This is a genomic window from Mesorhizobium sp. WSM2240, from assembly GCF_040438645.1.
GTDB lineage: Bacteria > Pseudomonadota > Alphaproteobacteria > Rhizobiales > Rhizobiaceae > Allomesorhizobium.
In genome coordinates, this window is the sequence record NZ_CP159253.1 from 153,865 (window position 1) to 168,542 (window position 14,678).

The 14,678-nt window shown below is 60.3% G+C and carries 14 protein-coding genes; 8 read left to right on the top strand and 6 right to left on the bottom strand.

Annotation, left to right across the window (positions count from 1 at the left end; all coding sequences use genetic code 11):
* Positions 1-217: 217 nt before the first annotated feature.
* Positions 218-922: an XRE family transcriptional regulator gene (locus ABVK50_RS00765; protein WP_353643260.1), complete on the top strand. Its 705-nt coding sequence runs from the start codon at positions 218-220 to the stop codon at positions 920-922.
* Positions 923-936: 14 nt separating this feature from the next.
* Here ABVK50_RS00765 and ABVK50_RS00770 read toward each other — a convergent pair whose 3' ends face one another.
* The 6 genes from ABVK50_RS00770 to ABVK50_RS00795 form a co-directional block, all read right to left on the bottom strand.
* Positions 937-2,229, bottom strand: coding sequence for a folylpolyglutamate synthase/dihydrofolate synthase family protein (locus tag ABVK50_RS00770; RefSeq protein ID WP_353643259.1), 1,293 nt, complete (start codon positions 2,227-2,229; stop codon positions 937-939).
* Positions 2,230-2,339: 110 nt separating this feature from the next.
* Complete coding sequence (locus ABVK50_RS00775) at positions 2,340-3,380, bottom strand: DUF3445 domain-containing protein (protein ID WP_353643258.1); 1,041 nt, start codon at positions 3,378-3,380, stop codon at positions 2,340-2,342.
* A 28-nt stretch (positions 3,381-3,408) separates the two neighbouring features.
* Complete coding sequence (locus ABVK50_RS00780; protein ID WP_353643257.1) at positions 3,409-4,374, bottom strand: PDR/VanB family oxidoreductase; 966 nt, start codon at positions 4,372-4,374, stop codon at positions 3,409-3,411.
* The gene (locus ABVK50_RS00785; protein ID WP_353643256.1) at positions 4,371-4,979 is read right to left on the bottom strand and encodes a dimethylamine monooxygenase subunit DmmA family protein; all 609 of its coding nucleotides are present in this window, start codon (positions 4,977-4,979) and stop codon (positions 4,371-4,373) included. The genes ABVK50_RS00780 and ABVK50_RS00785 overlap by 4 nt, the downstream gene beginning before the upstream one ends.
* A gap of 4 nt (positions 4,980-4,983) precedes the next feature.
* Entirely contained in the window at positions 4,984-6,117 is a 1,134-nt protein-coding gene (locus ABVK50_RS00790; protein ID WP_353643255.1) for an aminomethyltransferase family protein, read from the bottom strand.
* 260 nt (positions 6,118-6,377) lie between these two features.
* Complete coding sequence (locus ABVK50_RS00795) at positions 6,378-6,830, bottom strand: hypothetical protein (protein ID WP_353643254.1); 453 nt, start codon at positions 6,828-6,830, stop codon at positions 6,378-6,380.
* Between the two features lie 302 nt (positions 6,831-7,132).
* On the opposite strand from ABVK50_RS00795, the gene ABVK50_RS00800 reads away from it, so the two are divergent.
* From ABVK50_RS00800 to ABVK50_RS00830, 7 genes are all read left to right on the top strand, one after another.
* On the top strand, positions 7,133-9,838 hold the full coding sequence (locus ABVK50_RS00800; protein ID WP_353643253.1) for a phosphoenolpyruvate carboxylase: 2,706 nt from the start codon (positions 7,133-7,135) through the stop codon (positions 9,836-9,838).
* Between the two features lie 43 nt (positions 9,839-9,881).
* Complete coding sequence (gene glyA, locus ABVK50_RS00805) at positions 9,882-11,186, top strand: serine hydroxymethyltransferase (RefSeq protein WP_353643252.1); 1,305 nt, start codon at positions 9,882-9,884, stop codon at positions 11,184-11,186.
* 84 nt (positions 11,187-11,270) lie between these two features.
* Positions 11,271-11,918, top strand: a complete 648-nt coding sequence (locus ABVK50_RS00810) for a response regulator transcription factor (RefSeq protein ID WP_353643251.1) — start codon at positions 11,271-11,273, stop codon at positions 11,916-11,918.
* A gap of 408 nt (positions 11,919-12,326) precedes the next feature.
* Positions 12,327-12,644: a hypothetical protein gene (locus ABVK50_RS00815; RefSeq protein ID WP_353643250.1), complete on the top strand. Its 318-nt coding sequence runs from the start codon at positions 12,327-12,329 to the stop codon at positions 12,642-12,644.
* Between the two features lie 10 nt (positions 12,645-12,654).
* Positions 12,655-13,035: a hypothetical protein gene (locus tag ABVK50_RS00820; protein ID WP_353643249.1), complete on the top strand. Its 381-nt coding sequence runs from the start codon at positions 12,655-12,657 to the stop codon at positions 13,033-13,035.
* Between the two features lie 12 nt (positions 13,036-13,047).
* The gene (locus ABVK50_RS00825; RefSeq protein WP_353643248.1) at positions 13,048-13,215 is read left to right on the top strand and encodes a hypothetical protein; all 168 of its coding nucleotides are present in this window, start codon (positions 13,048-13,050) and stop codon (positions 13,213-13,215) included.
* Positions 13,216-13,225: 10 nt separating this feature from the next.
* Complete coding sequence (locus ABVK50_RS00830) at positions 13,226-14,623, top strand: amino acid permease (protein ID WP_353643247.1); 1,398 nt, start codon at positions 13,226-13,228, stop codon at positions 14,621-14,623.
* Positions 14,624-14,678: the final 55 nt, after the last annotated feature.

Consider the following 14,678-nt stretch of genomic DNA (forward strand, 5'->3'; position numbering starts at 1 on the left):
AGAGGTACTCGGCTACGAGATCTTGTGCCATCCACTCGACGCCGAAAGGGTATTGGACGCGATCTGGGAGGCAGAAGAAAGCCTTTGCAGCCTCCGACGATGGGCCGGTTGCGCCATTCAATTTCGCCGATTTTCGACGAGGGCGCTTGAATCTCGTAGAAAGAGATTTACTACCGGTAAAAATATTTCATTTCTTAACACCGGATGGGGAATTTTTATGAAGGAAGCGCAGGCTGCTGTTGCGGTTTCCAACGGCAAGAAGGCTCCGGCCGTTGTGGCGGGCCGCTCGCGACCGGCGCCGCTCAAGCAAGATCCCCATGCCATTCGCGACACGCGCGAAAAGGTGCTGGAGGTCGCGATCGGCCATGAAGTCCGCGCCTTTCGCAAGAAACTCGGCATTACCGTCGCCGACCTTGCGGCGACCACAGACATATCGCTCGGCATGCTGTCGAAGATCGAAAATGGCATTACCTCGCCATCCCTGACGACGCTGCAGGCACTTTCGCGCGCGCTCGGCGTGCCGCTGACGGCCTTCTTTCGCCGCTTCGAGGAGGAACGCAACGCCGTCTTCGTCAAGTCTGGCGAGGGCGCCGACGTGGAGCGTCGCGGTACGCGCGCCGGACACCAGTACACTTTACTCGGACACATCGGATCGGATTCCAGCGGCGTCGTGGTCGAGCCTTATCTCATCACGCTGTCGGAAGATTCCGACGTCTTTCCAACGTTCCAGCATGACGGCATGGAGTTCCTCTATATGCTGGAGGGCGAGGTGGTTTACCGCCACAGCAACAATCTCTACCGGATGACGCCGGGCGACAGCCTGTTTTTCGATGCCGATGCGCCGCACGGCCCAGACGAGTTGACCAAGTTGCCGATCCGGTACCTGTCGATTATTTCATACCCACAAGGTGGAAACGAGTAATCCTACTAGTCGCTTCAGTCGGGTGGAGTTCCATTCTGCTCCAGTATCTCACCGGCGAGATAGAGCGATCCGCCGATCAGGATGCGCGGCGCGGGTTCGCTCCGGTCCCAGCTGTCGCGCAGCCGCTTAAGGGCGTTGGCGACGGAGTTAATAGGATCGGCAGACAGGCCGGCGGCGACCGCTCGCCCGGCAAGTTCGGCGCTCGGCACGCCGGCATCGCTGGAATTAATGGGAACCGTGTAGACATGTCGCGCCATTCCTTCGAAGGCACGGAAATAGCCGGTCTGATCCTTGGTGTTGAGCATGCCGCAGATAAGGAATAGCGGCCGCGCAAACCGCTCTTCCTGTTCGGCAAGCGCCTCGGCAACCACGACGCCGGCGCCCGGATTGTGACCCCCGTCGAGCCAGATTTCGGCGCCCTCCGGCGCGAGATCCGATAGTTTGCCTCTCGGCAGCCGCTGCATGCGGCCGGGCCAATAGACGGTGGTCATAGCCCGATCAGCGGCATGCTGGTCCAGTTCGAAGCCGGCGGCTCTCACTGCGGCGATCGCGGCGGCGGCATTGGCGAACTGGTGGCGGCCAGGCAGCTTTGGCGGCGTGAGATCCATCGGGCCAATCTCGTCCCGGTAGATCATTCGGCCGCTTTTCTCATAGGCCATGAAATCGTGGCCGTAGACCAGACGGGGGCAGTCCAACCGTTCGGCGGTCGCGATCAGCACGTCCTGTGCAGTTGGCGATTCTTGTGCGCCGATCACTACCGGCACACCTGGCTTGATGATGCCGGCCTTTTCGACGGCGATCAGTTCGACACGATCCCCGAGATAGGCCTCGTGATCGAGCGAGATCGGCATGATGACGGAAACAGCCGGCCTGTCGATGGCGTTGGTGGCATCGAACCGTCCGCCAAGTCCGACCTCGATAATCGCGGCGTCGGCCGGATGCTCGGAAAAAAGCAGGAAAGTGACTGCGGTTAGGATCTCGAACACCGTCGCGTGTTCGCCGTCGTTGACCTTGGCGACCCGCGCCACCGCCTCGGCAAGCACGTCGTCTGCCACAAGCTTGCCGCCCCCGGCCGTGCCGATGCGAAAGCGCTCGTGCCAGTTGACGAGGTGCGGTAAGGTGTGGACATGTACCTTAAGGCCGGAAGCCTCCAGCAGCGCTCGCGAAAACGCCGCGGTCGATCCCTTGCCATTGGTTCCTGCGATATGGACGACCGGCGGCAGCCGGTCCTGCGGGTTGCCGAGCTTTGCCAGAAGCCGGCTGATCCGGTCCAGCGAGAGCTCGAAGCCTTTCGGGTGAAGCGCCATCAGGCGCTCGATTTCCCGATCAGCGGCGCTAAAGGATCGCCGATCCCAAGCGAGGGAGCTTTTGATCAAGGCGGCATGCCCGAATTGATCGGCGAGAGACATGTCTCGACCTAATCCGGGCTGAAGCCGGGCGAAGTCGGCGCGCCATCGTCATACTTCGACAGCCACTCAACGACGGTCGTGCGGTAGCGCGTCAGGCCCTTGTACTCGGCAAGCTCGTCTGGCAGGTCGCGCAGCACGCGGTGGAAACGGCGCGCCCATTTGCGCACCGTCACCAGTTCATCCATCTTGATAAGGTAGCAGCGGATCGGGAACACCAGGGCGTTGGAGCGGGGCAACCGCCAGAAGCTCTGCAGTTCAACGCGCAGATGCACTTTTTCACCGACATTTTCTGGCGTCACTGTGGTCCGGTCCGGTCCCCATTTGTGGTAATTCTCTGGGCTGGTATCGAGGCGCGGATTGATGGTCATCGTCCAGTTGAGACGCCGCGCCGGCCGGCCTTGCTGGATGTTGGTGAGGAATTTAAGCGCCCGGACGAAGATGCCCTTTTCGTGCGCCAGCGGTACAGGTGCGTGCCATTCGAAGAAGTTCATGCCGATGTCGAAATCGAGCGACCAGTCGGCTTGGGTCGTAACGATGCCGGCATCCATCCACAGATTGCCATCGCGCTGGTCGAGAATGCAGAAATCACCCTGGCTCTGGCGAGTGATATATTCCATCGGCCCATAGGGAAGCGTTGATGTATCGCCGAAGGTGAAGCTGTCGTCGATGCCGAGCGGCCGGTTGATCCAGCGCCAGCGATCGCCGTCGCGGGTCAGCGAAAAATGTTCGGGATAGCCGTTGGCCTGCTCGGTCATCAGCAATTCGAGCAGATCCCATCCGGCAAGCGTCATGTGCGGCAATGACTGGCAGCGGAGCGGATCTTCTGCAAGCACCAGTGCGCGGTCCTGCATTTCCGCGACATAGTGTTCGTCGACGTCGATCAGGTTTTCGAATACGCTTCCCTTCGGCCCAACGACATGCGGCTCGATATTCACCGCATACATGTAGGCGTCTTCATTGAAGGGGAAGGGGAAACGCCTGACGAATTCAGGGCTGTTCCGGAAAGTGAAATCGTCGCGGAACGTCTCTTTTCTAAAGTTTATGCCCATGAAATTCCTCCCTTTCCGGGGTCGATAGTCAGCGATCGAGGACCAGTGATCTTCCTTCGAAGCGTGAGACGCATGGCATGATCTTCTTGCCCGAGCAGTGTTCGTCTTCGCTCAGCCAGTGGTCGTTGTGCCTGAACGTCCCGTCATACGAGATGACGTTCGTCTCGCATTGGCCGCAGACGCCGCCGCGGCACAGATAGGGCGGGTCGACACCGGCCGCCTCCATGGCTTCCAAAAGACTCTGCTGCTCGCCGACGCGGATTTCCTTGCCGCTTGTTGCCAATTTGACGTCGAAGGGTGTGCCCGGCTGAGGCGCCGCGAAGTGCTCGAAATGCACCGTCTCGTCCGGCCAGCCGTGAGCGGCTGCCGTATCTCGCACCCAGCGGATCATTCCCGCCGGACCGCAAACATAAAGATGCGTGCCAAGTGGCTGGGAGGCCAGAAGCCGCTCGAGTGGAATGCGCTCCTTGCTGTGGTCAAGATAGAGGCGGACGCGGCTGCCATAGCGTTCCCGCAACACGTCTGAATAGCTGGCCAAGGCCTGCGTGCGGCAGGTGTAATGCAACTCGAAATTACCACCGATTGCCGCCAGCTGCGCGGTTTGGGCCAGGAACGGCGTGATGCCGATGCCGCCGGCGATCATCAGATGTTTGCGGGCTCGCAGGTCCAGCGAAAACAGGTTCACCGGATAGCTGATCACCATAGCCATGCCGCGCTTGACGCGGTTGTGCATGAAAAGCGACCCTCCGCGCCCGGCATCGTCGCGACGCACACTTATAGTGTAATCGCGCGTGTTGAGGGGCGAGCTCATCAGTGAATACGGATTGAGCCTGGTTGTGTCGCCGTCGCGCATTTCAACGACGATATGGGCGCCACCGGAAAAGGTAGGCAGATCGCTTCCGTCAGTTCTTTCGAAATGGAACCGCTTCACCAGTTCGTTAACCGCGACAACATCGGTCACGGTGACGTTCAGCTTGGTTGTTCCCGCGCTCACCGAAAAATCTCCTCTTTTTGAGGGGCCTCGGTTGGATCCTCCGCGTTGATACAGACGCCCTGGAAGGCCGCGATACGGCGCGAGTAGTGGTCGCGCACCAGCAACAGCAGCCCGCAATGCGAGCAGTTCGCCGGTTGCGTGGTCACGTTTTCGGTGATCCCCTTGCAGTGCACGCACTGCATCCGGCGGGCAAGCGAACCACGCTGCTCGGTCTGGATCGACGCATGGTCGACGCCGGCGTCCAGTGCGGCCTGCATGGCCTGGCCAATCAGGCCTTCCGTGCCCGCGAGATAGAGGCGCGTGCCCATATGAGCATTGGCAAGAGTCTGCCGCAGTCGCGGCAGTGCTGCCGCGATCGACGGACCTTCGTAGTATTGCGCCGGCTTCAGCGCCTTCAGCGCTCGCTGGAACCGGTCTTCGGTCCGGCCGGGTACGAACATGATGTGGGCACTTGCAAAGAAGCCTTCGGGCGCCTGCATCGCCAGATCGAGGATAGCGGACGCGCCTTCGGCATCCGCTACGAGAAGGTGGCGCTTACCGGCCTGCGGTGACAATGTTCCGTAGACCGGGCGACTTAAGATCGTCTTGGCCGGTGTACCGTCCAACATATCAGCCCTTTGCGGTCCGCTTGAGCTTCTTGGGATCGTCGAATGGCAGCGACTGGGCTGTCGCTTTGACCGAGCCGCTCGCATTGCGGATTTCGAGCGGCGTTCCGATGATGGCGCAATCCACATCGAGACGGGCGATGCCCATCGATTTCTTCACCAGAGGCGAATACATGGCGCAGGTTACGACACCGACTCTCTTTCCGTCGCGGTAGATCGGTGCGCCCTCGTCTGCCGCCTTGTCGCTGTCGAGCAGCACCCCATAAATCTTGAAGCGCTCCTTGCCCTTGAGACGATAGTGCTCCTCGGCGCCGCGGAACCCGGTCTTGCCGGGACTGACCGTGAAATCGAGGCCCAGTTCCCAAAGCGTGTCGCCAGGTCCCTCGTTCTCGAACGGATACTTCTGCGAATTGTCATAGGGATAAAACAGCAGATAGCTCTCGACCCGCAGCATGTCGAGCGTGGTGAAACGCGTCGGGATGATGCCCATGGGCTTGCCTTCCTGGACGATCGTGTCCCAGATCTTTGGCGCGTCCTGGCCGCGGCAGAAAATCTCGTAGCCGCGCTCGCCGGTGTAGCCTGTGCGCGAGATCATTACGGGCAGGCCGAACAGTTGCGTCTGCATGTGGTGGAAATAGTTCAGATCGCGGATGCCGGGCACGTGCTTGGCGAGATAGTCGACCGCCAGTGGGCCCTGCAGCGAAAGGTCGTGCAGATTGTCGTCGAAACGGACTGAAACATCGCGACCGATCGAGGCGCGCGTCAATTCCTCGTGGCCCGATCCCGAACCATGGACCACCATCCAGGAATTGGTGCTGATGCGATAGATGACGCAGTCGTCGGTGAACTTGCCGGCGTCATTGAGCATGCAGGCATAGGCCGACTTGCCGGGATAAATCTTCTCGACATTGCGCGTCGTGGCGAGATCAACGACATGAGAGGCGTGGGCGCCAGTTATATGGACCTTCTTGAGTCCCGAAACGTCCATCAGGCCGGCCTTGGTGCGGATCGCGACATATTCCTCGTCCGCGTCCTTGTCATAGGTCCACGCTGTGCCCATGCCGCTCCAGTCTTCCAGTTTGGAACCGAGCGCGCGGTGGCGATCGGCCAGCGTTGAAAAACGCCATGAAGCTGTCATCGGGTTCTCCTCCTTATTGTCGTCGCCGCCTGGGAGTTTGCCTTCGAGGTGGCCAGTGTCGGCGGCATCATGACTCGAAATTTACCGACAAGGCAATATCAACAGGCAAGATTTTTTACTGGTAGGCAACTTTGGCTTTTGGGACTGAAGCGCAGCCAATGACGCGCCCCCGCTCAGCGTGCAGGTATGGGCGGGTAGACCGCCGCCCTTGCGGGAAATCGAAGATCCATTGTCAAAGCTTTTCCAGACAAGCGCTTCGGTCACAGTTCAACGCACGCCTGGTGCGCCTGCACCATGGTAGCGGCCGGCACTTGGCGGGACGCGTGGTCCAGACCTTTCATGCACGATGCCATCGCAAGCCTCGCAGCGTCGGCGTAAATCAAACCACCGGCCGCACGAATTGTGTCTCTGTCGATGATCTCTTCGAGAACGCCTCGCGTCCTGAGCGGAAGAAGGTCGGTACAAGCGCTCATTCCGACCAGGACATGGCTTATCGGAACGACAACGCCATCGACTGTCACGCGCGGCTCTTCGCTTCCTTCCTTCCATTCCTCCAACGCTTCGAGCGCATCGTGAAAGGCATTCTGCAGCGTAATGGGCGCGTGGCCCTCGTAAAGTTCCGGCAGCACTCTCTGCATTTGCATGTCCTCCTCAAGCGTCGTTGATGCTGCTGCCATATGGTTTTCGATACTGGACCTCACTTTCAGCGCCATTAAGTATCTTGCTTATGGTGCAACATATTTGCACGTGAGTTAAATCTCGTCCACTGCGAAACGCCTTTGGCCCAACCCTTTTCGAAGTCCTGATTTAGCCCGGTGCGACAGCCCAAAATTGGGCTCGGCGATATTCGTTCGGCCAGTGGCGGAACCACCCGAACGAATGGGAAATCTACCCGTCCGGGCGTTTTCAAGAACGCGCATAGCCTGTCTGCTCTATTGGGAGAAATGACATCCTTTCGGGATGACCATCAAAGGAGCAGCCCTCCTTTGATCAATGCTGAAGGAAACTGAAGAAGATGGGTGTCGCTTTGGAGGCGAGCAGGCCGCTCAGTTTTCGCGAGGACGCCAGAAGCCTGATGTTCAGGCTTCTGACCTCCGTCGTCAGTGAACGCGACCCCGCGATGGCAGACGTGCTGACGGGGCGCGCAAGCCTTGACGCCCTTGCCCCGGCTCAGCGCATTTCGGCCCTACAGGCGAGCGGCATCTGGTTCCAGCTTGTCGCCATCACCAACGAATTGCTGGCAATGCGTTCACGTCGCGAGATCGAGCAAATGGGCGGCGCTGATGAAATCATCGGCTCCTTCGCTAACGTGGTGGGCGAGATCGCGGCCGCCGGCTATGGGGCCGAGGAGGTCCAGGCTACCCTCGACAAGCTCGCTGTCGGGCCGACCATGACGGCGCATCCTACCGAGGCCAAGCGCGTCACAGTTCTCGAAATCCATCGCCGCATCTATCGCAAGCTGACCGAACTCGAACAGCAGCGTTGGGCGCCGCGCGAACGCGAACAGCTGATCGACGACCTCAAGAGCGAAATCGAGATTCTTTGGATGTCGGGCGAGCTGCGCCTCGAACGGCCGTCGGTTGAGCGCGAGATAGCCTGGGGCCTGCACTTTTTCCGCGAGGTGATTTTCGAAGCGACGCCCAAGCTCTATGACCTGGTCGAGGAGGCCTTGGCGTGCCATTATCCGGAGCACGATCTGAAGGTCCCGTCCTTCATGCGCTATGCGTCATGGATCGGCGGCGACCGCGACGGCAATCCGAACGTCACGGCTAAGACCACGGCCTGTGCGCTCAACGAGTGCCGCCATGCGATCATTGGCTGGTACATCGGTCAGGTGCGTAAGCTGGTCACGGTGCTCAGCGTCAGCGCCAATGTCGTGGACGTCCCCGAAGCTTTCATCAAGGCGCTCGGACATGCGCTGCATCGCAGTGGCAATGCCTCGGAGATCGTCGCGCGCAATCCCGACGAACCGTTGCGCCAGTTCGCAGCCGCAATGCTCGATCGTCTGGAAGCGGTGCGCGGCGAGGCTTCGGCCAAACCCTATCCCCATTCGGACGCTTTCAAAGCTGATTTGCGCGAGCTTGAAAACGTACTGGCCCAACTTGGCGGTAAGCTTGTTGCAAAGCGCTTCGTGCGGCCATTGCGCCAGCAGGTGGAGACCTTCGGCTTTCGCACCGTTTCGCTCGACATCCGGCAGAACTCAACCGTCGTCAACCGCGTGCTGACCGAGCTGTTCCAGCTCGCTGACCCCGGCGGCGCGCCGGCATCCGACACGCCCCAATGGACCGCGCGGATCCGTGCGGCGCTGAATTCCGGCGAACAGCTCGAAGTCGACCGGCTGGCCCTATCCGAAGAAGCGCAGGAGCTCCTCGACCTGTTCGACGTTATCCGCAAAGCATCGGCTGGGCTGAACGACGGTTCCGTGGGCGCTTTCATCCTCTCGATGACGCGGTCTAGCGACGATCTTCTGGCCGTCTACCTGCTTGCGCAGTATTCCGGCCTGGCGACAGCGATGGACGGCAGCGGAACCATCGCGCTCCGTGTCGTGCCACTGTTCGAGACCATCGCCGATTTGCGCGCCGCGCCCGAGATTCTCGACCAACTGTTCGGCGTATCCATCGTCCGCCGTTCGGTGCGCGATTTCGGCAACAGCCAAGAAGTCATGTTGGGCTATTCGGACTCAAACAAGGATGGCGGTTTCCTCGCCTCCAACTGGGAACTGAACAAGGCGCAGCGACGGATTGCGGTGTTGGGTGTCAAGCGCAAGGTCAAGATCAGTTTTTTCCATGGCCGCGGCGGGTCGGTCAGCCGCGGCGGTGCGCCGACGGGCAGGGCAATCGCTGCTCAGCCTGCCGGCACGGTCGGTGGGGTAATGCGTGTCACCGAGCAGGGCGAGGTTGTTTCGTCCAAGTTCGCCAACCGCGGCACCGGCCTCTATCAGCTCGAAATCCTGGCGGCGAGCGTGTTTGCCCACAGCGTCAAATCGCAGAACGAAGCCGAGCTCAAGGATATCCCTGAGTTCAGTGAGGCGCTGGAAGCGTTGACCGGCATGTCACAGGCCTCCTACTCGGGCCTCATCAACGAACGCGGCTTCATCGACTATTTCAACCAGGCTAGCCCAGTGGAGGAGTTGTCGCTCCTCAAGATCGGCTCGCGACCGCCGCGCCGATTCGGCGCCAGTGACATCTCCGACCTGCGCGCTATTCCCTGGGTTTTCGCCTGGAGCCAAAACCGGCACCTGCTTACCAACTGGTACGGCATCGGCACCGCTTTGAACTCCTTCGTCAATGTGCGCGGTGATGCCGGTCTGGATTTGCTCAGGCAAATGTTTGAGCGCTCGCGCTTCTTTCGGCTCGTCGTCGACGAGGTCGACAAGGGCCTCTACCAGTCTGACATGGACATTGGCCGCCTCTATGCCGGGCTGGTGCAGGACCGTGAAGTGGGCGAGCGCATCCACCGCAAGATATCGGCCGAATACACGCTGACGCGGCGGATGATCTCTGAGGTCAATGGCGGCCTTAAACTGTCCGAGCGCTTCCCAGCGTTCAAGCGTCACTTCGACCGTATCCGCCCGCAGATGGACTCGATCCACAGGCTGCAGGTCCAGCTCTTGCGCGAGGTGCGCGCGCAGGATGGCGCCACTACAAAACCCAAGCGCGCGGTCAATGCACTTCTGCTTTCGATCAACTGCATTTCCGCCGGTCTCGGCTGGACCGGATGAACCATTATTGGCGCCGCATCGCGCCGCAAGGGAGAGAAGACAAATGAATATCCCAGCACGACCCGGCACCGGCAGCATTCGCCATTTCTTCCGCACCAGTGTCTCCAAGGCGGATCCTGCCGTCAACGACGCGATGGAGCGCGAACTCAATCGCCAGCGCGATGAAATCGAGCTGATCGCCTCCGAAAACATTGTCTCCAGGGCGGTGCTCGATGCGCAAGGTTCGGTGCTGACCAACAAATATGCAGAAGGCTATCCGGGCCGCCGCTACTATGGCGGCTGCCAGTTCGTCGACGAGGTCGAGGATTTGGCCCGCGAGCGTGCCAAGGCGATGTTCGGCTGCACCTTTGCAAACGTTCAGCCCAACTCCGGCAGCCAGGCCAACCAGTCCGTGTTTATGGCGCTGATGCAGCCAGGCGACACTTTCCTCGGTCTCAATCTCGCTGCAGGCGGGCATCTCACTCACGGTGCACCGGTCAACCAGTCCGGCAAGTGGTTCAATGTCGTCTCCTATGGGGTTCGGCCCGACACCCATCGCATCGATCTTGACGAGGTGCGCGACTTGGCGCGCAAGCACCTGCCGAAGGTGATTCTCGCCGGCGGCTCGGCCTATCCGCGCATTATTGACTTCAAGGCGTTTCGCGAGATCGCCGACGAGGTTGGCGCCAAGCTGTTCGTCGACATGGCGCACTTTGCCGGCCTGGTCGCCGGGGGAGTCCATCCCAACCCGCTCGAACATGCTCATGTGGTGACGACAACCACGCACAAGACGCTACGCGGCCCGCGTGGCGGCATGGTGTTGTCCAATGATGAGGAGATCGGCAAGAAGATTAACTCGGCGGTGTTTCCCGGCCTGCAGGGTGGGCCGCTGATGCACGTCATCGCCGCCAAGGCAGTCGCCTTCGGCGAGGCCCTGACTCCTGATTTCAAGGTCTACGCCGCAAACGTCGTGTCCAACGCCAAGGCACTGGCCGAAACGCTGCAGGATGGCGGCGTCGACATCGTCTCGGGCGGCACCGACACGCATCTGATACTGGTCGACCTGCGCCGCAAGAATCTGACAGGCAAGGCGGCAGAGGCGGCCCTCGGCCGCGCCCATATCACCTGCAACAAAAACGGCATTCCGTTCGACCCTCAGGGGCCGATGGTCACTTCCGGCGTGCGGCTCGGCACGCCTGCCTGCACGACACGTGGTTTCCTCGCCGACGAGTTTCGTCAGGTGGGCCGCATGGCAATGCGGGTGATCGACGGACTTGCCGCCAATGGAGATGAGGGCAACGCCGCCGTCGAAGCCAGCGTTCGCCAAGAAACACGCGAATTGGTCGATCGATTCCAAATCTACGACTAATTCCTGTCGCTGGGGAGCAGGCATGGCCGAAAGATCTGGACTTGGATTGCGTCAAGGCACGATGCCGATTTCGAAGGCGAGCCGATGGCGCAAGAGAAGAAGATCAATGTCCTGATTGCAGAACGCAATCCCCTGGTGATCTCGGCATTGCGCCACCTGATCGAGCGTGACGACCGCTTCGCATCCGCCGAGGGCGTCCAGAGTGGCGAGGCGTTCATTCGGGCCGTCGAGGAAATGCGGCCTGCCTTCGACGTGGCCATCGTCGGCTGGAAACTGTCCGACATGGACGCCGACGACGTGCTGGATGAACTTCGGCGTCGGCAGCTTACCGCGCAGGTGGTCGTCTTTTCCAATGACCACGACATCGGCATTTTGAAGCAATGCGTGCGGCTCGGTGCTCAGGGCTTCTGCTATCAGTTCGACGATCCGTGTATCCTGCTCGACACGCTGCTTGCGGTCTCCAATGGCCGCATCTGCATTCCATACATCGATGTCGCCAAGATCAACGAGACGCCGCTGTCGCGGCTAACTGTGCGCGAGCGCGAACTGCTCGCTGTTTTGGCCGACGGCTGGACCAACCTGCAGATCGCGGCGCGAACCGGGATCTCGGAGAACACGGTCAAATATCACCTGAAGAATCTCTATGACAAGTTGGGTGTGCGCAACCGCGCTATGGCTGTCGCGCTCTACGCCAGCGAGCGCAAGCGCGGCCCGCAACCGAGCCAGCGATAAGCGCAGGTTCGGCAATGCCAAGGTTTTTCCTCGCGCTCTCGAGACGACGTTCCGCCATTCATCGTCGTAGGGCAGTCATCGACTGTCTCGAAAGCCCCCTTGGGACGGTGTGCTGTCCGGCGCGACGGGGATTGGGTTTTGCTTAGACGGCGCAAGAATGCCAGATGCCGGCACCAAACTCTCCCAGCCGTCGGCGGGTCGCATAAAATTTCCGGCAGCTTGTCAACGCGACAAAGTGCAATCGATTCAATGGAATTGCGCCAACGGTGAAAGTCGTCATGCGACAAGTGCGCGCGCTCGTCACTTGACAGGAAATTAACTTTGCCTGACATTCCTTAGGGGAAATTTATTTTCCCATGGAAAAGCAAGTCACAATGAAGCCGAAAACGGCCAACCGGAGGAGAAAAAATGGAAGCGACTTTAAGTCAGCAACGCGCGGACGCGACTCTCGATCAGCGCATCGACAGAATGCATGCGAGGGATCGGGCGGGCCTCGTTATTTTCGTGGCGGTGCTCTGGTGCACCATGTTGTTCGCACTGTTCAGCGTCTGGTCCTACATCTCCATCCCGGCCATCCGCGCCATCCTGTTGATTGCCTGCGGCCTGGTGCTGACGTTCAACACAGCGGCCATTGTCGCCATGCTGCGTCACTACGTTGAAGACAAACACTTCATTTATGGTCTCGACATCAAACATCTCGACGAGATGCGGCGTCGCCGGGCCTGAGGAGCGCACAATGGCTTACAACCCCCCGAAACAGAACCTCGCAGGCCAAATTTTTGACGTCCTGACCTTGCTGGTGCTGACCGTCGGCGCTCTATACATCCCGCTCTATTTGGGCCTCGCCGGTGCTGCCAAGGTGCCGAACCCGATCGCCAATCCGACCTGGGAAGCACTCGGCCAGAACGCGGCCGAGCAGCAGCAGTGGGCCGCCCTCGGTATCACCGACCCAGCAGCCGCCAATGACATCATCACCGCCCGCTTCGACTACAGCTTCAGCTGGGCCGCGCTGATCGTCATGGCTGTGCTTGTCATCGGCTATTTCGTCATGGTCGTGCGGCTTTCCGACAAGGAATATCGCGAAGTCATAGAAGAACGCTTCGGAAAGAAGCACTAGGGGGAGGCCTCAATGGATACCTGGAACATCCTCGAATACGTCGCCTGGGCACTCTCAGCAATGTTCGGCGTGTTGATGCTCATCGACCTGGTTCGCATCGATACCACTTACGACAACGAGCTGCTGACCTCTTCTCGCGAAGGCGAGATCGAGGCGACGGCAGAACGCCACGAGATCTGAGGGGACGACGATGGCAAATGCAATTTCAAGTGCGGCCAAGCCGGAACGGCTTCAGCTGCTGCGCGTGCTCGGTCCCGCCCATATCTGGGCGCTCGGCGTCGGCATCGTTCTGGTCGGTGAATATATGGGCTGGAACTTCTCGGTTGGCAAAGGCGGCATGATCGCCGGCCTCATCGCCTGCTGGGTCGCCGGTCTGCTTTACACCTGCGTGGCCATGATCGATTCAGAAGTGACTTCGACGGTAGCCGCCGCCGGCGGCCAATACGCCCAGGCCAAGCACATCGTAGGCCCATTGATGGCCTTCAATGTAGGTCTGTTCCTCGTCATGGCCTACACCATGCTTGAAGCGGCCAACGCGATCACCGTCGGCTTCTTGCTCGACACGGTTGCCGGTATGCAGGGCCATTCCGGGCTAAACCAGCAGCCATTCATCATCCTCGCCATTATGTTTCTGGCATGGCTCAATTATCGTGGTGTGCTGGCGACGCTGACCTTCAATCTGGTTATCACAGCAATCGCCTTCCTGGCGATCGTCGCGCTGTTCGTAGCGGTGCAGTTCGGCGCGTCGGCCGTACCGCTGGACTTCTCGGCGATCACGACGGATGCCATGCCCTACGGCTGGCTCGGCATTGTCGCGGCACTGCACTTCGGCTTGTGGTACTATCTCGGAATTGAGGGCACCTGCCAGGCCGCCGAAGAAGTTCGCTCGCCGGCGCGTTCGCTGCCTTACGGCACGATGGCTGGCATCATAACGCTGCTGATCGCGGCCACCATGACCTGGTATGTCTGCTCCGGTCTCGTGCCCTGGGAATATCTCGGCCAGGCCGGCACGCCGCTCTTCGACGCCGCCCGCGTCACCGGCAGCACCGGGCTGATGGTCCTTCTGTTCGTCGGCACGATCTTTTCGACGCTCGCCTCGGCCAACGGCTGCATCAACGACGCCTCGCGCGCCTGGTTCTCGATGGGGCGCGACCGCTACCTGCCGAGCTGGTTCGGTGCGGTGCATCCGGTCTATCGCACGCCTTACCGGGCTATTGTCTTCCTGGTTCCGATCGCGCTGATTTTCGCGCTGGGTGCGCCGCTCGACCAGGTCGTGACGTTCTCGATCCTGTCGGGCCTGCTCGGCTACACCTTCATGACCTTCAACATGGTGATGTTCCGGAACAAATGGCCGCTCAACACGATCAAGCGCGGTTATGTGCATCCGTTCCATCCGCTGCCGACGATCGTGCTGCTGATCCTGTGTTCGACCGCCTACTTCGCTGTGTTCCTCGGCTACGGCACGCAGCTCAGCGCGATGATGTGCTTTTACATCGTGGCGTCGCTCTGGTTCCACTTCCGGCGCTACCGGTTCGTTCGTCGCGGCGACCAGTTCACGATGCCTTGGCCCAAGCCGCAAGGTTACTGATCCAACCAAAAGTGGCGGCGCTCCGTGCCGCCACTTTCTCTTCAAGGCGATCTCC

Coding starts and splice junctions, on each gene's coding strand:
- ABVK50_RS00765 (WP_353643260.1), top strand. CDS start 218: ATGAAGGAAGCGCAGGCTGCTGTTGCGGTTTCCAACGGCAAGAAGGCT.
- ABVK50_RS00770 (WP_353643259.1), bottom strand. CDS start 2,229: ATGGCGCTTCACCCGAAAGGCTTCGAGCTCTCGCTGGACCGGATCAGC.
- ABVK50_RS00775 (WP_353643258.1), bottom strand. CDS start 3,380: ATGGGCATAAACTTTAGAAAAGAGACGTTCCGCGACGATTTCACTTTC.
- ABVK50_RS00790 (WP_353643255.1), bottom strand. CDS start 6,117: ATGACAGCTTCATGGCGTTTTTCAACGCTGGCCGATCGCCACCGCGCG.
- ABVK50_RS00795 (WP_353643254.1), bottom strand. CDS start 6,830: ATGGCGCTGAAAGTGAGGTCCAGTATCGAAAACCATATGGCAGCAGCA.
- ABVK50_RS00800 (WP_353643253.1), top strand. CDS start 7,133: ATGGGTGTCGCTTTGGAGGCGAGCAGGCCGCTCAGTTTTCGCGAGGAC.
- glyA (WP_353643252.1), top strand. CDS start 9,882: ATGAATATCCCAGCACGACCCGGCACCGGCAGCATTCGCCATTTCTTC.
- ABVK50_RS00810 (WP_353643251.1), top strand. CDS start 11,271: ATGGCGCAAGAGAAGAAGATCAATGTCCTGATTGCAGAACGCAATCCC.
- ABVK50_RS00815 (WP_353643250.1), top strand. CDS start 12,327: ATGGAAGCGACTTTAAGTCAGCAACGCGCGGACGCGACTCTCGATCAG.
- ABVK50_RS00820 (WP_353643249.1), top strand. CDS start 12,655: ATGGCTTACAACCCCCCGAAACAGAACCTCGCAGGCCAAATTTTTGAC.
- ABVK50_RS00825 (WP_353643248.1), top strand. CDS start 13,048: ATGGATACCTGGAACATCCTCGAATACGTCGCCTGGGCACTCTCAGCA.
- ABVK50_RS00830 (WP_353643247.1), top strand. CDS start 13,226: ATGGCAAATGCAATTTCAAGTGCGGCCAAGCCGGAACGGCTTCAGCTG.